Genomic DNA, 21120 nt, shown 5'->3' with positions numbered 1-21120 from the left:
ATCCAAAATCCAAAATCCAAAATCGCGTTTTTTATTGACTGCTCCAGCCTTTATAATCTTTAACGTTTTCGCGAGTAATGAGTTTGACTGGAATGAGAATGTTTGGATTGGCAGGCTTTTTGCCTTTGAGAAGGTTGTTTCCGACTTCAACTGCCTTGACTGCCATGCTAAATGGGTCTTGCGCCGCAGTTGCGGCAAATAAGCTATTCTGTTGTTCGAGGGCGTCTTTAGCTTCCGGTGCGCCGTCAACACCAACAATAAAGAATTCGCTGCGCCTCGCTTGTTTGGCGGCTAATTCTGCACCAATGCCAGTAGGGTCATTAATAGCAAAAACGGCATCAATTTTTGGGAATGAAATGAGCAAATCGCTCATTACTCTTAAGCCACCATCGCGGCTACCTTCGGCATTCTGATCTTTAGAAAGAATCTTGATACCTGGGTATTTGGCGAATACGCTCAAACATCCTTGGACTCGCTCGACCACGGAAGTGACAGGCGGGCCATTGATAATTACAACGCTGCCTTTACCCTTTAAGCGATCGGCAATATATTGGCAGCTTACCTCACCGGCTTGCACGTTATTGGAAGTAACTGTGGCATCCACGCCTCCCTCGGCGGCGGTATCGACTGCAACGATCGGAATTCCGGCTTGCTTAGCTTTTTCTACAGCAGGAGCAATACCTTTACTGTCAGCAGCATTAAGGATGATGAAGCTGACATTTGAGGCGATGAAGTTTTCGATTTGGTTGAATTGTTGATTTAAGTCGTCTCCACTGGAAACAAGCGTTGTCCTGATATTCTGACCGCCAATTTTCTTGGCAGCCGCTTCAGCACCTTCACCAATTTGGACGAAAAAAGGGTTGCCGAGGTCGCGGACTGTGACGGCAACTGATGAAAGTTCTGCGTTCCGACGGTTGCTAGTTTGGGTGTTCTGGGGATTTGTCGCGCAACTGGCAATAGCGCTACTTACTAAGCTAAAAAGACCGACTGCGATCGCTACTCGTTTCACTTCCTACTCCAATGAACGCTCATTTGGAGAGAGTCTGTTCCGAATATTACGCTGCCACGCCAAGAGCAGCCCTTGTCACATTTACGATCGTTAGATAATTTGTACGATGGGCATTGCCCACCATACCTGTATTGAAAGGCTTACAGCCATTTTGGTGGGCATTGCCCACCCTACTTACCTAACTCAAGATCTAGGACTGCACAATACCTTTTACTTTTGTATTAGTAAAACTTCCAGATCCGATCGCTAGAATGCTTTGTCGAACAAAGATTCAAACAAAAGTCCTTGTTTTCGCCTCCTCAAAATAGTTAGTTTTTATTGCGATGTATTAAATTTTATGTCAGCATTCTCATTCTTTCAAACCTGGAGAAAACTTTTGGCAAAAACAGCCAAAGGTTTTGGTGGAAGGCTTGCAGAGCCGTATCCAATTTGACTCTCACTGTTGTATATGATGATACTTAAAAGTACATTTGCCATCTATCTTAAGATGAATGGTACTCAAATCAATCAAAAATTTAAAGTTGGATGCCCCTCGATCGACAAGTTGAAGAATTTTTGCGGCTAATCGCACAGATGGAACTGCCGCGCCTTTCTACTCTCGACCCGGTACAGGCGCGGGAACTAGCCGCCAAGCTGCGCGGTAAACCTTTGCGACCCCTAGCCCTGGCCCGTGTCGAAAATCGTACCATCCCCGGCCCAGATAGCGAGATTCCCATCCGCATTTACGTGCCAAATGGCAACGCACCTTTCCCGGTGGTGGTTTTTTTTCACGGCGGCGGTTGGGTGTTGGGTAATTTGGATGCGATGGATAGTACTTGTCGTTCTCTGGCTAAGGATGTGGGTTGCATAGTAGTCTCGGTAGACTACCGACTCGCACCGGAACACAAGTTTCCGGCGGCGGTGGAAGATGCTTATGCGGCGACGATGTGGGTAGCAAATAATGCTGGTGTTATTAATGCCGATCGCGATCGCATTGCCGTAGTCGGAGATAGCGCCGGAGGCAATTTGGCTGCGGCTGTCGCTTTGATGGCGCGGGATAGAGGTCAGCCAGCACTAACTTACCAAGTTCTCATCTATCCGGTTACTCAGTATGATTTTGATACAAACTCTTACCGCGAATATGCGGAAGGATTCGGTTTGAGTAAGGCGGAGATGATTTGGTTCTGGCAGCATTACTTAGCAAATGCCGCCGATGGGCAAAATCCCTACGCTTCACCGCTATTAGCTCAAGATTTGAGCAATTTGCCACCTGCGCTGATTATTACGGCTGAATGCGACGTGCTGCGGGATGAAGCGCAAGCTTATGCGGTGCGATTGCAATCTGCTGGCGTGTCGGTACAGCTAAAACAATATGATGGCATGATTCACGGGTTTGTCGGGATGGCACAGGTAATAGATGCGGGGAAAAAAGCGATCGCCGATATAGCAGCGCAATTACGTTTGGTACTGTAAGTTTCTTTCTGATTGAAGCTGGGAAGAATCAAGGAATTGGCTCTCCCCTTTTTGTGGCGATCGTAGAAAGTTATCTAATCGGAGAGTGGGTTAGACACGGGCGATAATTGCAGCAGTTTCGATCGAGTAATTTAGTTTCCGTTTTGTAACCCACTATCTCATTCTATTGTAAGATTCATTCAGGAACATTTTTCCCCATAAATCTGAAAAAATCAAAGTGAGAGCGATCGTTCCCTAGATCGATTTTGATTTGAGCGATCGCAACTAATTAAATGTAGTTTACAATACAAATTGTCGAGCCAAAATTGGGTAACGGATCTTCTAACGCCAACCCGTTATTATGCTTTTTCTGCATCTCAAAATGTTATATTTGCATTAGCAATACCAAGCAGCTAACTCATTTATTGCAAAATAATCTTAACTACAGTAGCTTCATAAACAGTAGGAGAATCGAAATTTATTAAAAAACTGTAAACCTTCTATATAAAGCTAATTTATTTTTAACAAAAAAAGTGAAAAAAAACGAGTAATATGAGATTACTTGCTAAAAGTTACCCTTTGCAAAAACTGACACCAAGGAGTTTAGACAATGGCACAACTAACTGGTTTGACATTTGGGGGAAAAAATTGGATACCCCAATTTGTGCAAGCAATCAATCAAGCTAAATGTATTGGCTGTGGCAGATGTTTTAAAGTTTGTGGGCGCGATGTGCTGTCGCTCAGAGCGATGAACGAAGAGGGAGAATTTGTGGACAATGAGGAAGATGACGAGATCGAACGCAAGGTGATGACGATCGCCAACCAAGGTAATTGTATCGGTTGTCAAGCTTGCGCGAAGATTTGTCCCAAAAACTGCTACACTCATGCGGCATATGCGCTCGCTTAAATCGTTTTTGGCTACCAACTTAAATCGGCAGACTTGGTTTATGGAAGACTAGTTTTAAACAATTAGTCCTAGCAGATTTTGTGGATAGCTTCTTAACGTGGGGCAAGGTTGGAAATAACCTTGTTTACTTGTCCCCTTGTCCCTTTGTCTACCTACTGGAGATGGAGATGCAAGCAACGGAAGAAAAAGTTTCGTGGTACGACGTTCCAGCCGATATTAAACAGTTGTTAGTGTTAGCGGCTGAAAATTGGGAAAATAGCGCTGAATCAGAAGAGTACATGAACCAAGCCTTGGCGAAAACAGGAAATAATACAGATGTCCTGGTAGCAGCATATCGGTATTTTTTCTACAAAAATAATCAGCCAATGGCACTTGTGATGGCAACTAAAGTTGTGGAAAATGTCAAGGAATCAGAAAAATTGCCGAACGATTGGTCAGAGTTAAAGCCAATCTTAGAAACTCGGAAAAACGAACCGGAAATTCGGCTGTATTTAAACGCTTATGCGGCTTCTGGATTTGTGCTGGCTAAGTTGGGAAAAATAGAGAAGGCTCTAGAGGTAATGTCGAGAATTAAAGAGATTGACGATCGCAATGAATTTGGAGCTAAGACTATATTTGAAATACTAACTCGTCCGCCAGAAGAGGATTAAAGATTGCCAAAGGCGATCGAGTTAACGCAAACACAAGTTTTCGCCACTCATATCCCCAAAACAATCACCTTCTTTAGTCAGGATAATAACTGACTTAACTGTGGAGAATTGCTTCAGCGTAGCCTCAACAGAACTTTTGACGCGAGCATCATCTCCTATGCCAGCCGAAGGAATTGTTTTGCAGAATTTTAATCGCGCTACTCTTCCAGAAATAGAAAGAGTAAAATTGTTGCCGCCACAGTTAGAACTACCTCGGAATTGAATCGGCTTCATCAAACCCCGGCTCATTTCGGTTCTGGTAGGGCCAATGATTAATTGTTCGATCGCAAACCGACTTAAATCCCGCCGTTGAGTTGTCCGCCAAACTGGTTCGACATAACCTAAGTCTGTCGTGTTTCTGGAACTGGGAAAAAATACTTTCACTCGGTTTTGCGTCGCCTTCACTCCAGGGGATATTGCTGGAAAAGCTGGTTTTGTCGGTGCGCTTTCCGGTAATAATGCCGATGGCAGTTGCATTGTTGATTTGGTTGGCTTCCAGTCGGCGGCGGCGATACTCCCCAGTGGAAGTAGCAGACAAAAAGCTAGTAAAATAGACTGACGAATATGAGACATTTTTACTCTGAGTATTTTGAATCGCATGGGTAAGTGGATGTGCGATCGCTACTTTTAGTTCCGGCACTTCAACTTATTCTGCCGAGTCTATATCTTGACAGCATTACGCAAAGAATCTTTACTATAGTTACTATCAGTCTAGCCGTTTTGAGAGATTGACTGCCCCTGTTACAGATGGGTGTGGTTGCACTCCTGTGCTACACTATAATACAAAGGATGTTACCAGGGAGGTTATCGCGATCTGAGATAACTTCCCTGGTGTGACATCGGACTCAAGTCTGCCTGAGATCGAATCAGAAGAGAAATTTCTTGAGGTGCGATCGAAAACAGACGAATGGCAAAAACGCGCATACAATCAAGAAAGTAGTAAACGAGGCTGAATACAGGAATCCTAATTATGGCCCAGTATCAGAAGATAGAATATCGCATTGGCGCTGACGGCAAGATAGTTGAAACCGTCCTCAATGGCGTTGGCTCCAGTTGCACCGAAAACACTTCAGGAATTGAAAAAGCTCTGGGCAAAGTGGAATCGCAAAAACTGTTTCCAGAATATTATCAAGATGGCGAAGAGCTAATCAACGAACAAACGCAAAACCAAACGGAAATGTAGAGTAGTGGTGATGGTTAACGACCCCAATCTATTCTGGTTTGGTTGCGTTTTGTGGTTGGTTAGCATTTGGCTAATTTTCAGTCTGCTTCGTTCTGATGAAGCTAAATCTGAACAGGAGAACGATACGGCTGCTGAAAAGCGTTTCCAGGCAGAAGCTGCCAACGAGAAAATCGAAGCGTTGCGGCAAGAATGTTTGCGCCTGCGAGAAGAATTGCAGCAGCAATCAACACAGCTAAAAGCTGAGTTCGAGAATGCTACCTTCTCCCAATTGCAAACACTGCTAACCAACTATCCCAGCGTTCGCAAAATGACGGAAGCGAAACCAGATTTACCAGCTAAAAATTTGGTGGCGCTGTTTACTCCGTTGGATAATGTTTTGGCGAGTTGGGGATACGAAAGAATTGGTTCTGCTTGGGAACAAGTGCCATTCAATCCCCAACTGCATCAACCGGATACGAATGATATTACGGAAGGAGAGTTGGTTTATATTCGGTTTGTCGGCTATCGAGAAGGCTCGCGCATTCTTTCTCCCGCCAAAGTCAGCCGTAATTTACCAATTTCTCCTCCACCTAAATGATTGTAAATTGCAGATTTCAAAGCTTTGGAATCTGCCATCTGAAATTAACCAATTACTGATGACTGATAGCTAATGACAGTTGTTGCCATCGATTTCGGAACAAGCAACACCGTCGTCTGCACTCTAGATCCCGCAACGCAGACGCCACGGACGCTGAAATTTAAAGCCATATCGCGAGGATTTGAAACACCTGGCGGTCAAGTATTTGTAGTCCCAACGCTGGTATACGTCCAAAAGGAAAACCGCCTCGTGTTTGGGGAACAGGTGCGATCGCAACGTCTCGCTTTTAACGAAACAGAGCGACTTTTTCAGGCATTCAAACGCGATTTAGCCGCAGATTTTCAGCCGCCACCCCGTCAAATTGATGGTAACAGTTACTCGGCAGAATCAGTATCGGAACTGTTTATCAAAGAAATTTGGCAACAAATAGAGCCAGAAAAACTGCAACCCAAGAACGTAATTTTTACCGTACCTGTGGGTGCATTTGAACGCTATCTCGACTGGTTTCGCGATGTTGGCGAAAAACTGGGCGTTCCGGAAGTGCAAATCGTAGATGAATCTACAGCCGCAGCGCTTGGCTATGCGGTGAAAAGACCGGGTTCTGTGGTTTTAGTAGTAGATTTTGGCGGCGGAACTCTGGATTTAAGCTTAGTTCGCACTCAAGCAGCCAGCGGCGGACAAAAAATATTAAAAGCTGAAGTAATAGCGAAATCCGATGCTTATGTCGGCGGTGTTGATATAGATGTTTGGATTGTCGAACATTATTTGCGGCGAATTGGTTCTTCGCGACAAGAGATCCAAGAAATTGGTTGGCAGAATTTATTGCAAATAGCAGAGAAATTGAAAATTCAATTATCAACTGCAAGTGCAGCCAAAGATAGTTGGTTCGACGATGAAAACTTCATTGCCCACGAATTGAATTTAAGTCGAGATGAATTAGAAGAAATACTGGAAAATCAACAGTTATTAGAACAACTGCGGCAAGCTTTGGATGAAGTGGTAGCGGTTGCTTACAGCAAAGGCGTCAGCAAAACTGATATCGAACTGGTGGCGCTGGTGGGAGGTAGCTGTTTAATTCCGGCAGTGCAGCAATTAGTGATATCTTATTTTGGCAAATCGCGGGTAAAAATAGGCAAGCCATTTGAAGCGATCGCGCACGGTGCGCTGACACTTCCTGAGATAATCGAAGTGGAAGATTATCTGCGACATGGCTATGCAATTCGTCTCTGGGAACCGCAAATGCGAACTTATTCTTATTTTCCTTTGTTTGAAAAGGGAACTAAATATCCCTGCCAACGCGACGAACCGCTGATATTGCAAACAGCCTTAGAAGGACAGCGAGAAATTCGTTTGGATATTGGCGAATTGGCAGAAATATCCCAAGCAGAAGTAACCTTTGATGCACTGGGAAGAATGACGAGTGGCAGCGTGCATCAAGAGTCAGAATTTCGTTCTTTGGAAAGTCATCACGAACAAGTTTGCGTAGCGCATCTCGACCCGCCGGGACAACTAGGCATAGATAGGATCGAAGTAAATTTTGAAGTGAATGAAGGGCGGGTTTTGTTGGCAACAGTGAAAGATTTGTTGACGAGACGAGTGTTGGTGGAGAGGAGTGCGATCGCCAAACTTCAATAATTAAAATATTATCGCATTCCTCAACTTGACATTAAACTCCTAAAACCTCCCGAATCTGCTAATCTTTCACCTTTCTTTAATAACGCAGTCATGGCAAGGGTGGTAATCGGCGGACTAAAATAGTAACCTTGAATTTCATGGCAACCTTGTGCTTTCACATATTCGCACTGTTCTTGTGTTTCTACGCCTTCAGCGGTGATATTTAAGTCTAGGCTTTTTGCCAAAGTGATAATTGCGTTGGTAACTGCTCCATCATGGGAGTTAGAAACAACGTCGCGCACAAAAGAGCGATCGATCTTCAGAGTATGGATCGGAAAACGTCTCAAATAATTTAAAGATGAATATCCGGTGCCAAAATCATCCAGTGCTAACTTCACACCTAACTCGCGCAATTCTTCCAGTACCCTAATTGACTGTTCGAGATTCTCCATCATCAAACTTTCCGTAACTTCAAGTTCTAAATAAGCGGGATTGAGTTGTGTCTCATTGAGGATAGAAGCGATGCGTTCAACTAAATTTGATTGTGCCAATTGGCGAGCTGACAAATTAACCGCTACGCGCAACGATTGGGATAACGATTCTTGCCAGAGTCGGTTTTGAGTGCAAGCCGTGCGTATCACCCATTCCCCAATGGGAACGATCGAACCATTAGCCTCTGCAATCGGGATAAATTTGGCTGGCGAGACGAGTCCAAGTTCCGGGTTTTGCCAACGCAATAACGCTTCGACACTCACAATTTTTCCCGTAGTTGTGTCAACTCTTGGCTGATAGTAAAGTAGCAGTTCGTTTCGCTGCAAAGCATAACGCAATTTACTTTCCAAAGCTAACCGTTCTTGCAATTGTGAATTCATGTTAGCTGAGTAAAACTGATAGTGATTCGGCATTTTGCGATAGGCTTCATCAACTGCTGTATTGGCACTTTGCAAAAGTCGATCGACTGTATTGCCATCAAAGGGATAGATAGCAATGCCAATGCTAACTACAGCATTGACGCGATCGCCAAATAAATTGATGGGTGCAGCGAGGCGATCGAGGAGCGATCGACAAAACTCTACCGCATCCTCCGATGCAGTTAATTCGGTAAGCGCGATCGCAAATTCATCGCTGCCAATTCGACAAAGAATATCGTGAGTGGATATAATAGCGCTCAGCCTTTGGGCAATTACTCTGAGTAGTCGATCGGCTGCATCGCTTCCCAAACCATTATTAATTTCTCGAAAATTATTCAACTTCAAAGCCATCACCGCTAACAGTCGATTTCTTTCCTGATTTCGCAACAAAGCTTGCTGGAGACGCTCGCCAAACAAAACTCGATTGGCAAGACTTGTTACAGCATCGTAGTTAGTTAAATGTTCGATAACTTCATCTAATTTTTTGATTGTTTGGACTGTATCTGCCATCAAAATACCAGCTTCATCAGTATATTTAGTTGGCAGATCGGGTAGCTTTTTTTGATTGATATATGCTCTTTGCGCTAAATAGGTGAGAATTATGGGTGCTAGCAATTTGTGCAAAACATATAACGTCACGACTGTGCCGATTAAAGTCGCAGCTAGTGCAATTACCAGCACCCGCAGACTTGCAGCCAAGGAAAATGAGTTGCTCGCTAAAAAATAACCCAAAATAGCTAACAGCGGTACGTGCGTTCCCAAAAACGCCACGCACATGATTTTGCCCTCGTAGCTTTTGGGACGGGGAAATTTCGAGATAAATACGTAAAGCGACAACTCTCGATCGATTTTTTTCATGAAAAATACCAGATAAAATGATCTTGCCGTTCGCTAAAGCCGAATAATTTCGCTCAGGCAACTTATTCCATAAATTTGCCTGTGTTTATCTTGATTACCCCGAAAACTGTGCAAATCTACCCCAAAGATAGATCTCATTTTGCTCTGTCTTAAGTAGTAGAGCGATTACTTTTTACTTAACTTTTAGTTTAGCAACAAAATGTGAAAAACTGGTGAACGTAGAAAAATCGGCAATCTTGTCTTTAAGCCTCAAAGCGCATCAGTTCACTTGTTTCAGACATATTTTAGTAGTAATTGTGCAGAATTTGAGGTGCAATGGCAGAAAATTATTAGACATCTCCAAAAATTCTTGTGGGGTAGGCATCCTGCCTGCCTTTCAGATTCTTTTGGAAGAGAGGTCTATGATAAAACCAGGAAAGATGACACCGTACTGGGAGGTACTAACCCGCAGCTAACTCTCTGAGGGAACAAGCGCAAAATAGGAGCGATCGGCGACACTGGTAAAAGTCGCATACTAAAGTTGCAATGGCAGAGAATCCCCATCTACCCAGAGAATACGATGCCGTACTTGGCGCTCAAGTAGTAAGCTCACCAGATGCTGCTGTTTTAGGAGGCTTAGCAGCTGTGAAGAGACGCTTGGTCAGCCCCATTATCCAGCAACGAATTCTCGCATTATCGGATACGTTGAAGTACGGAAAAGCCGGTTTAGAGTTAGCGATCGAATTTCTGAACGACGAATCGGAGGAAATCCGGCAAGCTGCTTGCGGAGTTCTCCAAGAAAATCCACAATTACCGGGAGTTCTCAAAGCACTATGGACATATAGACCGACATCTTTAAAAATACTCGATCGACATTCAGGTTACGTGACTGCTATTGCTTTTAGCCAAGATGGCAAGCACTTGTTTAGTGGCGGCGAACTGGGTAAAATTATAGTTTGGGATTTACAGCAAGGAGAAGTAATTCGCACACTCAAAAGACATTGCACTTGGGTTTGTTCCCTCATCTCCAATTTAGATAAAAAAACTCTCGTCAGCGGTAGCTGCGACCATACAATCTCAGTTTGGGATTGGCAAACAGGCGAAGAAGTTCGCAGTTTGATTGAATATCCGCAGTCAATCCCAGAAATTGCCACTCATACCAATCATCCAGCCAGGATTATTTCAGTTGCCATCAGTCGAGATGGGCAAACATTAGTCAGCGGCACTCAGGGCAAAACAATTACTATCTGGAATTTAAAAACCGGACGAAAAATTCATAATTTTACTGTTAAGGGGCATCACAATCATATTACCAAAATTGCGCTGAGTCCAGATGGACAAACTCTGGCGACTGGCGGAGGTTTTCACGATCGTACAATTAAAATTTGGCATTTGCAAACCGGAGAAGAAATCCGCACTTTGCAACCGCATCCGGGTGGGGAAGTGACTGCCCTTACTTTTACTCCCGACGGAAAAACTTTGGTGAGTGGCAGTAATGATAAAACCGTCAAAGTATGGAATTGGCAGACAGGAGAGGAAATACATTCTCTTGTCGGACATCAAAACTGGGTGACATCTCTTGCCCTCAGTTTTGATGGCAAAATAATCGTCAGCGGCAGTTGGGATGGCACCGTTAAATTATGGGATTTAGAGACAGGCGAAGAAATTTGCACACTGGGCAACTATTCAGGTCGTTATGCCAATGTAATTGCATCGGTGAATATCAGTCCGGATGGAAAGACTGTTGTGAGTGGGGATAGGAACGGGATAATTAAGGTGTGGAGCGTTTGAACTTTTGCATAGAGATTCCAAAACAACGGAAATAAGTTATGGCGAATCACAAAATCTTGATTATTGATGACAGCGGAGTCGTTCGTAGAAATACCAAAGCAATGTTACCTGTGGGTAAATTTGAAATCTTGGAAGCTAAAGATGGTCTGGAGGCAATCAATCTCATCCACCAAGAGCGGCCAAACCTGATTTTACTGGATTGGATATTGCCTAGAGTGAGCGGTTGGGAAGTGTTTCAGCATATCCAAGCCGATCCGGAATTACAGAAAATTCCCTTAGTGGTGATGTCAGGACGTATAGATGAAGTAAGAGCAAAAATTCCCGAACCGTTTGCGTATTTTGAATTTTTACAGAAAATTTTTGACCAAAACCAACTGATTTTTGCAATCAAATCGGCGATTGCTAAAGCCAGATTGCGTAATCAATTGACTCCTCAAATTACTAACAACAATATCCCGCAACCGCAAGAATATGATGCTGTCCTTGGCGGTCAAACTCCACCGCCTGTGAATGCGGTTGTATTGGGAGGAATCGCAGGTGTGAAGTCGCGATTGGCAAGTGCGATCGTCTCTCAAAGAATTGCGGCACTAAAAGAAGCGCTGAATTATGGAGAAGCCGGGATAAATTTAGTTATGCAATCTTTGAAAGATGCTAACGGACAAGTACGAGCAACTGCTTATTTGCTACTGCAAAAAAGGACAGAAATTAAAGTTCGACAAGCACTGCGGGAATACATACCTCCAGATATGGTGGCGTGGTGGCGCTTGGATGAAACTGAAGGTAATACTGTTAGCGATCGCATCGGCACAAATCACGGCATAATCAATGGTTGCACTCCCACACCCATAACTAATACCATCAAGCCCAGTTTGCTTAGTTCTCTCTGCTTTGATGGCGTGAATGACTATGTACAAATTAGCGACGCTCCTGCTTTAAACTTCGGAACGGGCGACCTTTCCATCTGTTTTTGGGTTAATACCAGTAACCCGCATGGAAATATCGATGTCATTATTGATAAAAGAGTAGAAAGTTCGGGTGCTGTGCAGGGCTATACTGTTTGCAATTATCGCGGCAGTTTATGTTGTCAACTAGCTGATGGGATAGGCACTGGATGGACGAATTACCTCGCCTATATATCAATTACTAATAGCAAGTGGCATCATGTGGCGATTACAGTTGACCGAGACCAAACTGATGGGGGAAGGTGGTATCTTGATGGGGTAGAGGTCGGCAATCGATTTAACCCAACAGACAGACAAGGTTCTCTCAACAACCCGAAACCGTTGCGAATTGGCAGACGTTCGGATCATCCGAGTTGGCCCGGATTCTTCAAGGGTAACATTGCAGATGTCCGACTTTTCAATCGTGTGCTGGAGGCGATCGAAATTCAAGCGATATATGAGGCATAATACAAAGAGTACTACAAGCCTACCAGTGCAATGGCACACGATCGCGATCGGCCCAGAGCTTACGATGTCGTCTTAGGCAATCAAACGCCCACACCTGTGGGTGCTGCCGTTTTGGGAGGAATCGCCGGCGTCAAGCGGCGCTTCGCCAGCGCAGATATCGTCCAACGATTGGCAGCTCTGCAAGAAACAACTAAGTACGGACAAGCAGGTTTAGAACTGCTATTTTCCGCCTTAATGGATAAATCGTGGCAAGTGCGGCAAACTGCCTACTTGCTAGTTCAAGATTGCGAAAAAGAAACTTTGCAACGAGTTTTACAAGAACACAATCCGTATCAATTGTTTGGGTGTTTGTACAGATATTACACACCCAATTTTACCACTTATGCTCTGACCGTTTCTCCTGACGGACAAAATATTGTCAGTGGCGGCGGTGACAAAATTATTACAGTGCGATCGCTCTACACGGGCAGGATCGTTCGCACCCTCAGCGGACATACAGATGGAATCAAATCTATTGCCATCAGTTCTTCCGGACAAACTATTGTGAGTTGCTGTTGCGATAACACCGTCAAAGTTTGGCAATTACAAAATCCGGCAAATAATGGTGGAAATCTAGCACAAAGGAAAAGTTTGGACAAGGCATTACTTTATACTTTATTTCCCCATACTGAGGCAGTTAATTGCGTTGCCATTACACCCAACGGAAAAACTCTCGCCACTGCCAGCGAAGATCGTACTATCAAATTGTGGGATTTACGCACGAAAGGGTTAATTTCCACTTTTGCAGGACATACAGGTGCAGTTAAATCTATTGCCATTAGCCAAGATGGTAAGATTTTAGCCAGCGGCAGTGCCGACTCTACAATCAAATTGTGGAACTTAGAAACAGGAGAATTATTGCATACCCTCATCGGACATTCCGATGGGGTTAAATGCGTGGCAATCAGTCCCGATAGTAAAATCCTGATTAGCGGTTCCCAGGATAAAACAATTAAACTGTGGAACTTGCAAACGGGTAAATTTTTACGCACTATCATCGGACATTGGAATGAGGTGAATAATATTGCGATCGCACGCGATGGCTACACCTTTGCCAGTTGCAGTCGCGATGACACAATTAGATTGTGGCATCTGCGAACGGGTACGCAATTGCATATGTTAGAAGGTCATCTAAATGACGTTGTTGCTGTTGCCATTACCCCCGATGCAGGTAAAATTGTTAGTAGCAGTAAGGATGGTACAATTAGAGTTTGGGGAGTGCGTTAGCAGGCAAAGAAACCGGGTTTTTTAGCAAAATCGTCGCTAGGGAGCTACAGATTTAGGAATTACGCAAAGAAACCGGGTTTCTTAGCAAAATCGTTGCTAGGGAGCTACAGATTTACGCAGAAACCCGGTTTCTCCCCAAACAAACCTTTCTCCGCAAAGAAACCGGGTTTCTATGAAAAATCGTTGCTTTTTCAACTAGATATCGACGCAGAAACCCGGTTTCTGGCTTCGGGGTGCGTAAGTCCTGAGATTTACGCAGAAACCCGGTTTCTCGGATGGTCGTGCAAGTACCGTAACCCACCATATCGCCAAATCGGTAAGACAAAAAACTTTTTTTCATCAACCCGAAATAGCTAACAAAACTACTGCCGCCATTGCATAAACTTGATGTAATCCCCCTCAAACTGCTCTCCTTTCAGCATCCGATTCCAGTAAATCCAAGGCAAACCAGTAGTTTTCATCTTCCACATAATCCAGCGTTCTTTCACGGGATTGAGAGGAAAACTAGAAAGCACTGTACCGTTATAACCATCAAACTCAGCCATGATAGTCTTGCCATACCCAGTGATTAAAGGACAGCAAGTGTAGCCGTCATACTTATGCAATAATGGTTGGGAAGCTATAAATGCCAACAAATTTTCGACTACAATTGCTGCTTGTTTGCGTGCTGCTGCTGTCTTGGAAGTTGGCAAAGAAGAAGCATCTCCTAAACTAAATACGTTGGGATATCGATTGTGCTGTAGGGTGTATTTATCCACATCTACCCAACCATAGGCGCTACCCGGAACTGCCAAAGGACTTTGTTTAATAAAGTCCGGTGCGCTTTGCGGTGGTGCGACGTGAATCATATCGTACTTGTGAGTAACTTCATCGACAACTGCACCGCTATCATCGAAAATATCAAATACTGCTTCTTTGGTTTCCCCTTTAATTTCTTTCAAGTTGTGCCGGAACTTAACATCAATTCCCCGTTCGGCAACAACTTTATCTAATATGGCGGAATATTCCGGTACGGCAAACATTTTGGTGGCTGGCGTCAAAAACATGACGTTAGTGCGATCGCTCACTCCCAGCTTGCGAAAGGTGTCATCTGCCATATACATGACTTTTTGCGGCGCACCACCACATTTAACTGGTGTGTTGGGAAAGGTAAATAAAGCGTTTCCACCAGGGAAATTTTTGATTAGTTCCCAGGTATAAGGTGCGTAATTCGGCGCATAATTACTGGTAACGCCATTTTTGCCGATCGCATCTTTCAATCCTTTAATTAAATGCCAGTCCAACTGAATGCCGGGACAGACAATTAAGTAATCGTACTCAACCAGGATACCTTCTTTGGTCACGACGGCATTGCGATCGGGGTCTAATTTAACCACTCGGTCTGCAATCCAAGTCGCTTGTTGAGGCATAAAATCTTTTTTCTCCCTGACTGTATCCTCAATTTGGAATACTCCCCCACCTGTCATCGTCCAACCGGGTTGGTAATACTGCTTGTGCGATGGTTCGATAATCGCAATATCTAAGGATTTATTTTTTTTCAATAACATAGAGGCGGTCGTCAGTCCGGCAGACCCACCGCCGATGAAAACGATTTGGTGGTGCAGTGTCTTGGTAATGGTGGGAGTTGCGGACGCGGGAGTCTGCGATTGCTGGGAAGTTGACGCGATCATAAGTAGTCTTTTTTTTTGAAGAACAGGTCGATTTTTAGCCAATCAGGTTCTGGCAGGTTCGGTAAATCTACTTACCTCCGCTGCAAACTTTTTTGTCGCTATTGTCAAATTGTAAAATTTAAATTACTATATGGCAATATAAGCAATCAACAAATATGCCCGACTCGCGTGGCATATTTGAAAGCGAAGGAGGCTCAGCCTTCTTTGCAGTTCCCAGGCTGAGCCTGGGAACCAGATTGCGCCAAACATTCCATCAAGCAGGTAAAAAATTTTACCAGGAGCCAGAGATATGCTATTCCGCCAACTGTACGACAACGAAACCAGCACTTATACCTATTTAATTGCGGACGAAAACACCAAAGAAGCCGCTTTAGTCGATCCGGTGATCGAACAAGTCGATCGAGACTTAAAGTTAATACAAGAATTAGGACTTACTTTGCGCTATTGTTTGGAAACGCACATTCACGCCGACCACATTACGGGAACGGGTAAGTTGCGGCAAATTACAGGTTGTGATGGCATAGTGCCAGAAAATGCCCAAGCTGCTTGTGCTAATCGCTTTATTAAAGATGGGGAAGTATTAAAATTAGGCGATATTGAAATTAAGACGATCGCAACTTTAGGACATACCGACAGCCATAACTCTTACCTCGTCAATCAAAACATATTGCTAACGGGAGATTCTCTGTTTATTCGCGGTTGCGGACGGACTGATTTCCAAAGCGGTAATCCCGGTTTGATGTACGACCATGTTACGCAAAAATTATTTACTCTGCCAGATGAAACGTTAGTTTATCCCGGTCACGATTATAGAGGACATCTGGTTTCTACAATTGGTGAAGAAAAGCAATACAACCCCCGGTTTGCAGGCAAAGATCGGGCGAGTTTTATCGAACAAATGAATAACCTGAATTTGCCCAATCCCAAGAAAATTGCCGAAGCAGTACCAGCTAACCAAAAATGTGGAAATGTGGCTGTAATGGCAAAAGTTTGAGGATTTAGATCGTGGCAAATTTTAACTGGGTTTATGCTTTAATCGGGGGCATCTCCATTGGGTTAAGTGCCACCCTATTACTAGCATTCAACGGTCGCATTGCTGGAATTAGTGGAATTGTCAATGGTGCGATCGCCTTTTCCAAGCAAGAATTCTGGCGGTGGTTGTTTATCTTGGGGATGTTGCTAGGTGGCATTTTATACGAAAATGTACTAGCACCTCAACCTACTCCCACCGCTGCATTTACGCCTTGGGCAATGATTATCGGCGGTTTTCTGGTAGGCTTTGGCACTCGTATGGGTAGCGGTTGTACTAGCGGTCACGGAGTATGCGGTTTAGGTCGATTGTCAATGCGATCGCTAGTCGCAGTTCTCACATTTATGATTACTGCCATCCTGACAGTTTTTGTTGTCCGTCACGTATTGCGGTTGAGTATATGAAAGAGAAGCTAATCGCGTTATTGTCAGGAGTGCTATTCGGTCTGGGATTGGGACTTTCTCAAATGATCGATCGCGATCGCGTACTCGGCTTTTTGGATGTCGCTGGTAATTGGGATGCCACATTATTATTTGTGTTGGGTGGCGCAGTCACGGTGACAGTAATTGCCTTTCGATTCGTGCTGCGTCTGACTCACCCAATCTTGGCAGACAAATTCTATTTACCCACTAATAAAAATATCGACAAACCTTTAGTAATTGGCGCGGCTATTTTCGGGATTGGGTGGGGAATAGCCGGTTACTGTCCTGGGCCAGGAATCGTTGCTTTAGTGTTACGGAATGGGAATCCAATTTTGTTTATGGTGGCGTTCCTTGCAGGTTCGATCGCCTACAAATGGTATGCGACCAATTCTAGATTTTAGATTCTTTTAGCTCATCCCGATTCTTTTGTCGTTTACATAAATTTATCAGCTAAATTTCACAGGTATTAGTAATACCTGTGGGGGAATACTTTTGGCAAAAATTGCTGGCAATCGCAGAAATTATCAAGGAAAAAACAATGCTTATTTGGACGATCGGACATTTGTTAGCTGTCTGTATTGGTATTAGTTTGGGATTGTTGGGTGGAGGTGGATCTGTATTGGCTTTGCCAATTCTGGTCTATGTGATGGGAATAGCACCCAAGTCTGCGATCGCAATGACTTTAGTCATTGTTGGCTCCGTTAGTTTGCTCGGAGTTATTCCCCACTGGCGACGAGGAAATATTAATTTAAAAAAAGCTTACATTTTTGGTTCTGCTACCATGTTAGGAGCATTTATCGGAGCCAAAATAGCCGTACTACCTATCGTTACAGAAACATTTCAAATGGTTTTATTTGCCATGATGATGCTGCTCATGGCTGTGTTTATGATCCTGCGAAATTCTCAAAGTAAAAACCCACCTCAAAAAGAAAACCAAAAACTAATTCCTTCTCCTCAAACAGTGCATAAATATAGTTGGTTGTGGTTAACAGTTGAAGGAGTAAGCGTAGGTATTTTAACTGGTTTAATAGGCGTCGGCGGAGGATTTGCCATTGTGCCGGCTTTAGTGCTATTGGGAAATACCCCCATGAAAGAGGCAATTGGCACATCTCTGCTAATTATTGCTCTCAATGCTGTGGCTGGATTAGTAGGTTATTTGGGTCATGTTTCTTTTGATACTTTTCTAACTGTATCATTTACATTAGCTGCTAGTTTGGGAACTTTATTGGGCGCTTATTTAGCTCAGTTTGTCTCCGCACAACAACTTCAGAAAAGCTTTGGTTATTTTCTTTTAGCTGTGGCTGCGTTTGTTTTATTTCAAAATCAATCAGGATTTCATAAATCTGAAAGAACTTCTTCTAAAGCAATCCAACATATTTCAACTACAATTAAACAATCTAGTAGGTTGGGTTGAAGTATGAAACCCAACAAAACCAGGGGCTAAAGCCCAACTACTTACCAGGGGCTAAAGCCCAACTACGTACCTGGAAAAGTCAAAACCAATCTGAAAAAATTTGTTAAAATCTGCCAAATTAAACCGCTTTGTGCCATATTAGAGCGGGAACAGGACAAAATTCCTAAAAATATGGATGACGATCGCATTCAAGATTATCTCAATTTGATTCGACAATTGCTGCAATGTCCCAGCGGTGAAGAATCAGCGATTTTACAGGCAAATTCGGCATTGCTGGATCGGAACTTTCTGGAAGTTTGCGAGATAGTAGCGGCAGAGTTGGCACAGAAAGGAGACAAGAATGAGGCTGATTTTTTGCGAAGTCTGATCGGTCATCTAGAGGAATATTTGGAGATGGATGAAGAGGGAGATGGGGAGAATTTAGAAGATGAAAGTATACTAGAGTATGGGGATTTTATCCTAGAGTTATTGCAAGCAATAGAAAAGGATAACGATGGAAAAGTTATTTACCCCATATTAGCGCAACGGCAACATCTCCTCGACGATCGCTTTCCGGCAATTTTACAGCGAGTGACTGCAAATTTGCTCGTTCAACATCCGAACTCAGTCCAGCGAGTTCTCTATTATATAGAATCTTTAAGTTTTTATATCCTTAAATTGCCTGTGGGGGATAGAGCAAATAATATTGAAATTGCGATCGCAGGTTATCAAATCGTTTTAAGTCATCGCGAACCGGGCAGGGAAAAATGGGCGCGAACGCAACATAATATCGCCCATGCCTATCGTAACAGAATCGCAGGCGAAAAAGCCGATAACCTGGAAATAGCGATCGCTACACACACCTCCGCCTTCCAAGTTGACATCCGCGAAGAATTTCCCGAAGATTGGGCGAACGCGCAATACGATCTGGCAATTGCCTATTTATTCCGGATCGAGGGCGAGAAAGCTGATAATCTGGAGAAAGCGATCGCCGCACACACTACCAGCTTGGAAGTATACACCCGCGAGGCATTTCCCGACTATTGGGCAATGGTGCAACATCATTTGGCAGTGATTTACTCTGACCGAATTAGGGGAGAAAAAGCTGATAATCTAGAACAAGCGATCGCTTATGCCACTAACGCCCTAGAAGTATACACTCCGGAAGTATTTCCCGCATATTGGGCGGAGATGCAAAATAGTTTGGGAAGTTTCTACCGTGCCAGAATTAGGGGAGAGAAAGCTGATAATTTAGAGAAAGCGATCGCCGCACATACCGCCGCCCTCGAAGTATACACCCGCGAAGCATTTTCCGAACAGTGGGCAACCACGCAAAATTATCTCGCCAAAGCTTATCGTGACAGAATTAGAGGCGAGAAAACTGATAACTTAGAGAAAGCGATCGCATTGGAAACCGCCGCCCTCGAAGTTACTACCCATGAAGCTTTTCCCCAAGATTGAGCGATCGCCCAGAAGCGCTATAGTTGACTTATCAACCCACGATCGCTGTTTTTATTATCACAAAATCCGCCCGCGAATCAATTCACAGCCTAAAAGCGCAGGTGCAAAATCTTACAAAAAGAACGAAATATATATTGTGTAGGGGCGTTCGCGTAGCGGCGCGGATGCGCTTAGCATTCGGGCGAAAATTTATTACACAAAACCCAAGATTTTCTGTCCGTAGGCGATAGCCTTGCCGAAGGCTATGCTTCGCCCTGCCGAGGTTTATATACACATACATCTTATTTCTTTTATCAATGTCCCTTCGTTGGGTCAAAGTCTAAATAAACGATATCGCCTCGACTCGGAATGTAGGTATTTGATTGTGTCACAAAACTTCATTCCCCACAGCAATTCCACTATCAATCTCATTATGAAGATTCTCTGGTGCGATCGCTTCTATCAATTCCTCTAGGGAATATCGCCGACGAGTTACCGGCTCGATCGTTAGCTTACCATCTATCAACACAAATTCTACTTGGGAACCTTCAGTTAAGTTAATCTCTTTCGCCAAATGCTGTGGAATCCGAACAGCAAGACTGTTTCCCCACTTTGCGATCGTTGCCACCATATCCCGATCCTCTAGCTAGTGATATTACTCTCAGAACTTCACCTTTTTTAACTGTATATACAGAGTATCTACATTATAGCAAGAAAGAAAAACTTTGACAAGTTGCCAGATTTTGCGATCTCATCATAAAATTGGGTTTTCGTAGGTTGGGTTGACGCTAGGAAACCCAACACTGAAGTCATATTCCTCCAACATATCTTCTGCTTCGCTTTCATCCCGTTCAAGTTTGTGATTCATAGATTCGTCGTTCATTTTTTGTCGCTAATCTGGAACTAATAATCCGTATTCTATCTAGTTATAAAATTAGTCTTATTCTTTGTACGTAGTTGGGCTTGACGCCTCTTATGCCAGGTTTCATAAGAGCGCTAAAGCGCAACAACGTACCTAAAATATGTAGGTTGGCTTGAAGCATGAAACCCAACCAAAGAGGGCGTTAAAGCGCAACAACGTACCTAAAATAGTGTAGGTTGGGTTGAAAATCGAAGCCGATTTAAACTATTCTAAACCAGGTTCGTAATTATTAGATAAAGCCATTGCTAGTATACGCGGTTTAGTAGAAATAGAGCAAGCCGAAAATGCTCAAAAATTGCAAAACACCATTCAAGCTGTGGGTACTGGAATTGGTGTCGGACTTGGCGTTGCTGGAATTTTTGCTAGTAGCTATCCCTTAATAGAAAAACCTTGGCGATTACCCTCACTGCAACATCCTCTCCTGCCGCCTCATCCTTTCATTAGTGCGCTTTTTTTCAGTTTCGTATTCGGTGGAGGATTGGGATGGTTAGCTTGGCATCTTACCAAATGTCTTCTCGATAAGAAACTTAGGCAAAAAAAGTAGGCTTTTAACGAGAGGATTTTGGATGAAAGTCAAAATCTAAAATCAAGGTTTTTAAGTCCCCCATTTCAATCGTGG

The 21120-nt window shown here is 43.7% G+C and carries 22 protein-coding genes; 15 read left to right on the top strand and 7 right to left on the bottom strand.

Annotation, left to right across the window (positions count from 1 at the left end; all coding sequences use genetic code 11):
• Window positions 1-31 precede the first annotated feature (31 nt).
• A complete protein-coding gene (locus tag ACE1CD_RS33730; protein WP_374789787.1) occupies window positions 32-1009 on the bottom strand; it encodes an ABC transporter substrate-binding protein in 978 nt (325 codons plus the stop codon).
• A 525-nt stretch (window positions 1010-1534) separates the two neighbouring features.
• Here ACE1CD_RS33730 and ACE1CD_RS33725 point away from each other — a divergent pair.
• The 3 genes from ACE1CD_RS33725 (at window position 1535) to ACE1CD_RS33715 (ending at window position 3997) form a co-directional block, all read left to right on the top strand.
• The gene (locus tag ACE1CD_RS33725; RefSeq protein WP_374827539.1) at window positions 1535-2461 is read left to right on the top strand and encodes an alpha/beta hydrolase; all 927 of its coding nucleotides are present in this window, start codon (window positions 1535-1537) and stop codon (window positions 2459-2461) included.
• Window positions 2462-3050: 589 nt separating this feature from the next.
• On the top strand, window positions 3051-3347 hold the full coding sequence (gene fdxB / locus ACE1CD_RS33720; RefSeq protein WP_374789791.1) for a ferredoxin III, nif-specific: 297 nt from the start codon (window positions 3051-3053) through the stop codon (window positions 3345-3347).
• Between the two features lie 167 nt (window positions 3348-3514).
• Complete coding sequence (locus ACE1CD_RS33715; RefSeq protein ID WP_374789793.1) at window positions 3515-3997, top strand: tetratricopeptide repeat protein; 483 nt, start codon at window positions 3515-3517, stop codon at window positions 3995-3997.
• A gap of 21 nt (window positions 3998-4018) precedes the next feature.
• On the opposite strand, the gene ACE1CD_RS33710 is transcribed toward ACE1CD_RS33715, so the two are convergent.
• The gene (locus ACE1CD_RS33710) at window positions 4019-4609 is read right to left on the bottom strand and encodes a hypothetical protein (RefSeq protein WP_374789795.1); all 591 of its coding nucleotides are present in this window, start codon (window positions 4607-4609) and stop codon (window positions 4019-4021) included.
• 397 nt (window positions 4610-5006) lie between these two features.
• On the opposite strand from ACE1CD_RS33710, the gene ACE1CD_RS33705 reads away from it, so the two are divergent.
• From ACE1CD_RS33705 to ACE1CD_RS33695, 3 genes are all read left to right on the top strand, one after another.
• Window positions 5007-5219 carry a DUF2997 domain-containing protein gene (locus ACE1CD_RS33705; RefSeq protein WP_190461725.1) on the top strand — a complete coding sequence of 71 codons (213 nt, stop codon included), beginning with the start codon at window positions 5007-5009 and terminating at the stop codon, window positions 5217-5219.
• A gap of 10 nt (window positions 5220-5229) precedes the next feature.
• Window positions 5230-5796: a nucleotide exchange factor GrpE gene (locus ACE1CD_RS33700; RefSeq protein WP_374789797.1), complete on the top strand. Its 567-nt coding sequence runs from the start codon at window positions 5230-5232 to the stop codon at window positions 5794-5796.
• Window positions 5797-5868: 72 nt separating this feature from the next.
• The gene (locus tag ACE1CD_RS33695; RefSeq protein ID WP_374827538.1) at window positions 5869-7431 is read left to right on the top strand and encodes an Hsp70 family protein; all 1563 of its coding nucleotides are present in this window, start codon (window positions 5869-5871) and stop codon (window positions 7429-7431) included.
• Between the two features lie 20 nt (window positions 7432-7451).
• On the opposite strand, the gene ACE1CD_RS33690 is transcribed toward ACE1CD_RS33695, so the two are convergent.
• Window positions 7452-9179 carry a putative bifunctional diguanylate cyclase/phosphodiesterase gene (locus ACE1CD_RS33690; protein ID WP_374827536.1) on the bottom strand — a complete coding sequence of 576 codons (1728 nt, stop codon included), beginning with the start codon at window positions 9177-9179 and terminating at the stop codon, window positions 7452-7454.
• A gap of 525 nt (window positions 9180-9704) precedes the next feature.
• Between ACE1CD_RS33690 and ACE1CD_RS33685 the strand changes: the two genes are divergently transcribed.
• From ACE1CD_RS33685 to ACE1CD_RS33675, 3 genes are read left to right on the top strand one after another with little or no spacing between them, the layout of a single operon-like run.
• Complete coding sequence (locus ACE1CD_RS33685; protein ID WP_374827535.1) at window positions 9705-10949, top strand: WD40 repeat domain-containing protein; 1245 nt, start codon at window positions 9705-9707, stop codon at window positions 10947-10949.
• A 38-nt stretch (window positions 10950-10987) separates the two neighbouring features.
• A complete protein-coding gene (locus tag ACE1CD_RS33680) occupies window positions 10988-12358 on the top strand; it encodes a LamG-like jellyroll fold domain-containing protein (RefSeq protein ID WP_374827534.1) in 1371 nt (456 codons plus the stop codon).
• A 30-nt stretch (window positions 12359-12388) separates the two neighbouring features.
• Window positions 12389-13624 (top strand): WD40 repeat domain-containing protein, encoded by a 1236-nt coding sequence (locus ACE1CD_RS33675; protein ID WP_374789806.1) that lies wholly within the window; start codon window positions 12389-12391, stop codon window positions 13622-13624.
• A gap of 112 nt (window positions 13625-13736) precedes the next feature.
• Here ACE1CD_RS33675 and ACE1CD_RS33670 read toward each other — a convergent pair whose 3' ends face one another.
• Both ACE1CD_RS33670 and ACE1CD_RS33665 read right to left on the bottom strand, forming a co-directional pair.
• Window positions 13737-13964 (bottom strand): hypothetical protein, encoded by a 228-nt coding sequence (locus ACE1CD_RS33670; RefSeq protein ID WP_374827532.1) that lies wholly within the window; start codon window positions 13962-13964, stop codon window positions 13737-13739.
• Window positions 13965-13986: 22 nt separating this feature from the next.
• Window positions 13987-15294 (bottom strand): FAD-dependent oxidoreductase, encoded by a 1308-nt coding sequence (locus tag ACE1CD_RS33665; RefSeq protein ID WP_374827531.1) that lies wholly within the window; start codon window positions 15292-15294, stop codon window positions 13987-13989.
• 289 nt (window positions 15295-15583) lie between these two features.
• On the opposite strand from ACE1CD_RS33665, the gene ACE1CD_RS33660 reads away from it, so the two are divergent.
• The 5 genes from ACE1CD_RS33660 (at window position 15584) to ACE1CD_RS33640 (ending at window position 19600) form a co-directional block, all read left to right on the top strand.
• On the top strand, window positions 15584-16288 hold the full coding sequence (locus tag ACE1CD_RS33660; RefSeq protein ID WP_374789812.1) for an MBL fold metallo-hydrolase: 705 nt from the start codon (window positions 15584-15586) through the stop codon (window positions 16286-16288).
• Between the two features lie 11 nt (window positions 16289-16299).
• Window positions 16300-16728 carry a YeeE/YedE family protein gene (locus tag ACE1CD_RS33655; RefSeq protein ID WP_374789814.1) on the top strand — a complete coding sequence of 143 codons (429 nt, stop codon included), beginning with the start codon at window positions 16300-16302 and terminating at the stop codon, window positions 16726-16728.
• On the top strand, window positions 16725-17147 hold the full coding sequence (locus ACE1CD_RS33650; protein WP_374827529.1) for a DUF6691 family protein: 423 nt from the start codon (window positions 16725-16727) through the stop codon (window positions 17145-17147). The genes ACE1CD_RS33655 and ACE1CD_RS33650 overlap by 4 nt, the downstream gene beginning before the upstream one ends.
• Before the next feature lie 137 nt (window positions 17148-17284).
• The gene (locus ACE1CD_RS33645) at window positions 17285-18160 is read left to right on the top strand and encodes a sulfite exporter TauE/SafE family protein (RefSeq protein ID WP_374827528.1); all 876 of its coding nucleotides are present in this window, start codon (window positions 17285-17287) and stop codon (window positions 18158-18160) included.
• Between the two features lie 171 nt (window positions 18161-18331).
• Window positions 18332-19600 carry a hypothetical protein gene (locus tag ACE1CD_RS33640; protein WP_374827527.1) on the top strand — a complete coding sequence of 423 codons (1269 nt, stop codon included), beginning with the start codon at window positions 18332-18334 and terminating at the stop codon, window positions 19598-19600.
• Window positions 19601-19967: 367 nt separating this feature from the next.
• On the opposite strand, the gene ACE1CD_RS33635 is transcribed toward ACE1CD_RS33640, so the two are convergent.
• Window positions 19968-20210 carry an AbrB/MazE/SpoVT family DNA-binding domain-containing protein gene (locus ACE1CD_RS33635; protein WP_374789272.1) on the bottom strand — a complete coding sequence of 81 codons (243 nt, stop codon included), beginning with the start codon at window positions 20208-20210 and terminating at the stop codon, window positions 19968-19970.
• Between the two features lie 123 nt (window positions 20211-20333).
• Entirely contained in the window at window positions 20334-20462 is a 129-nt protein-coding gene (locus tag ACE1CD_RS33630) for a hypothetical protein (RefSeq protein ID WP_374789273.1), read from the bottom strand.
• 334 nt (window positions 20463-20796) lie between these two features.
• Here ACE1CD_RS33630 and ACE1CD_RS33625 point away from each other — a divergent pair, with 334 nt between their 5' ends.
• The gene (locus tag ACE1CD_RS33625) at window positions 20797-21045 is read left to right on the top strand and encodes a hypothetical protein (RefSeq protein WP_374827526.1); all 249 of its coding nucleotides are present in this window, start codon (window positions 20797-20799) and stop codon (window positions 21043-21045) included.
• The last annotated feature ends 75 nt before the right edge of the window (window positions 21046-21120 follow it).

Origin of the sequence: Aerosakkonema sp. BLCC-F183, from assembly GCF_041929145.1 — a bacterium.
GTDB lineage: Bacteria > Cyanobacteriota > Cyanobacteriia > Cyanobacteriales > Aerosakkonemataceae > Aerosakkonema.
Note: the sequence above shows the minus strand (reverse complement) of the source record. Positions and strands in the feature narration are given on the sequence as shown.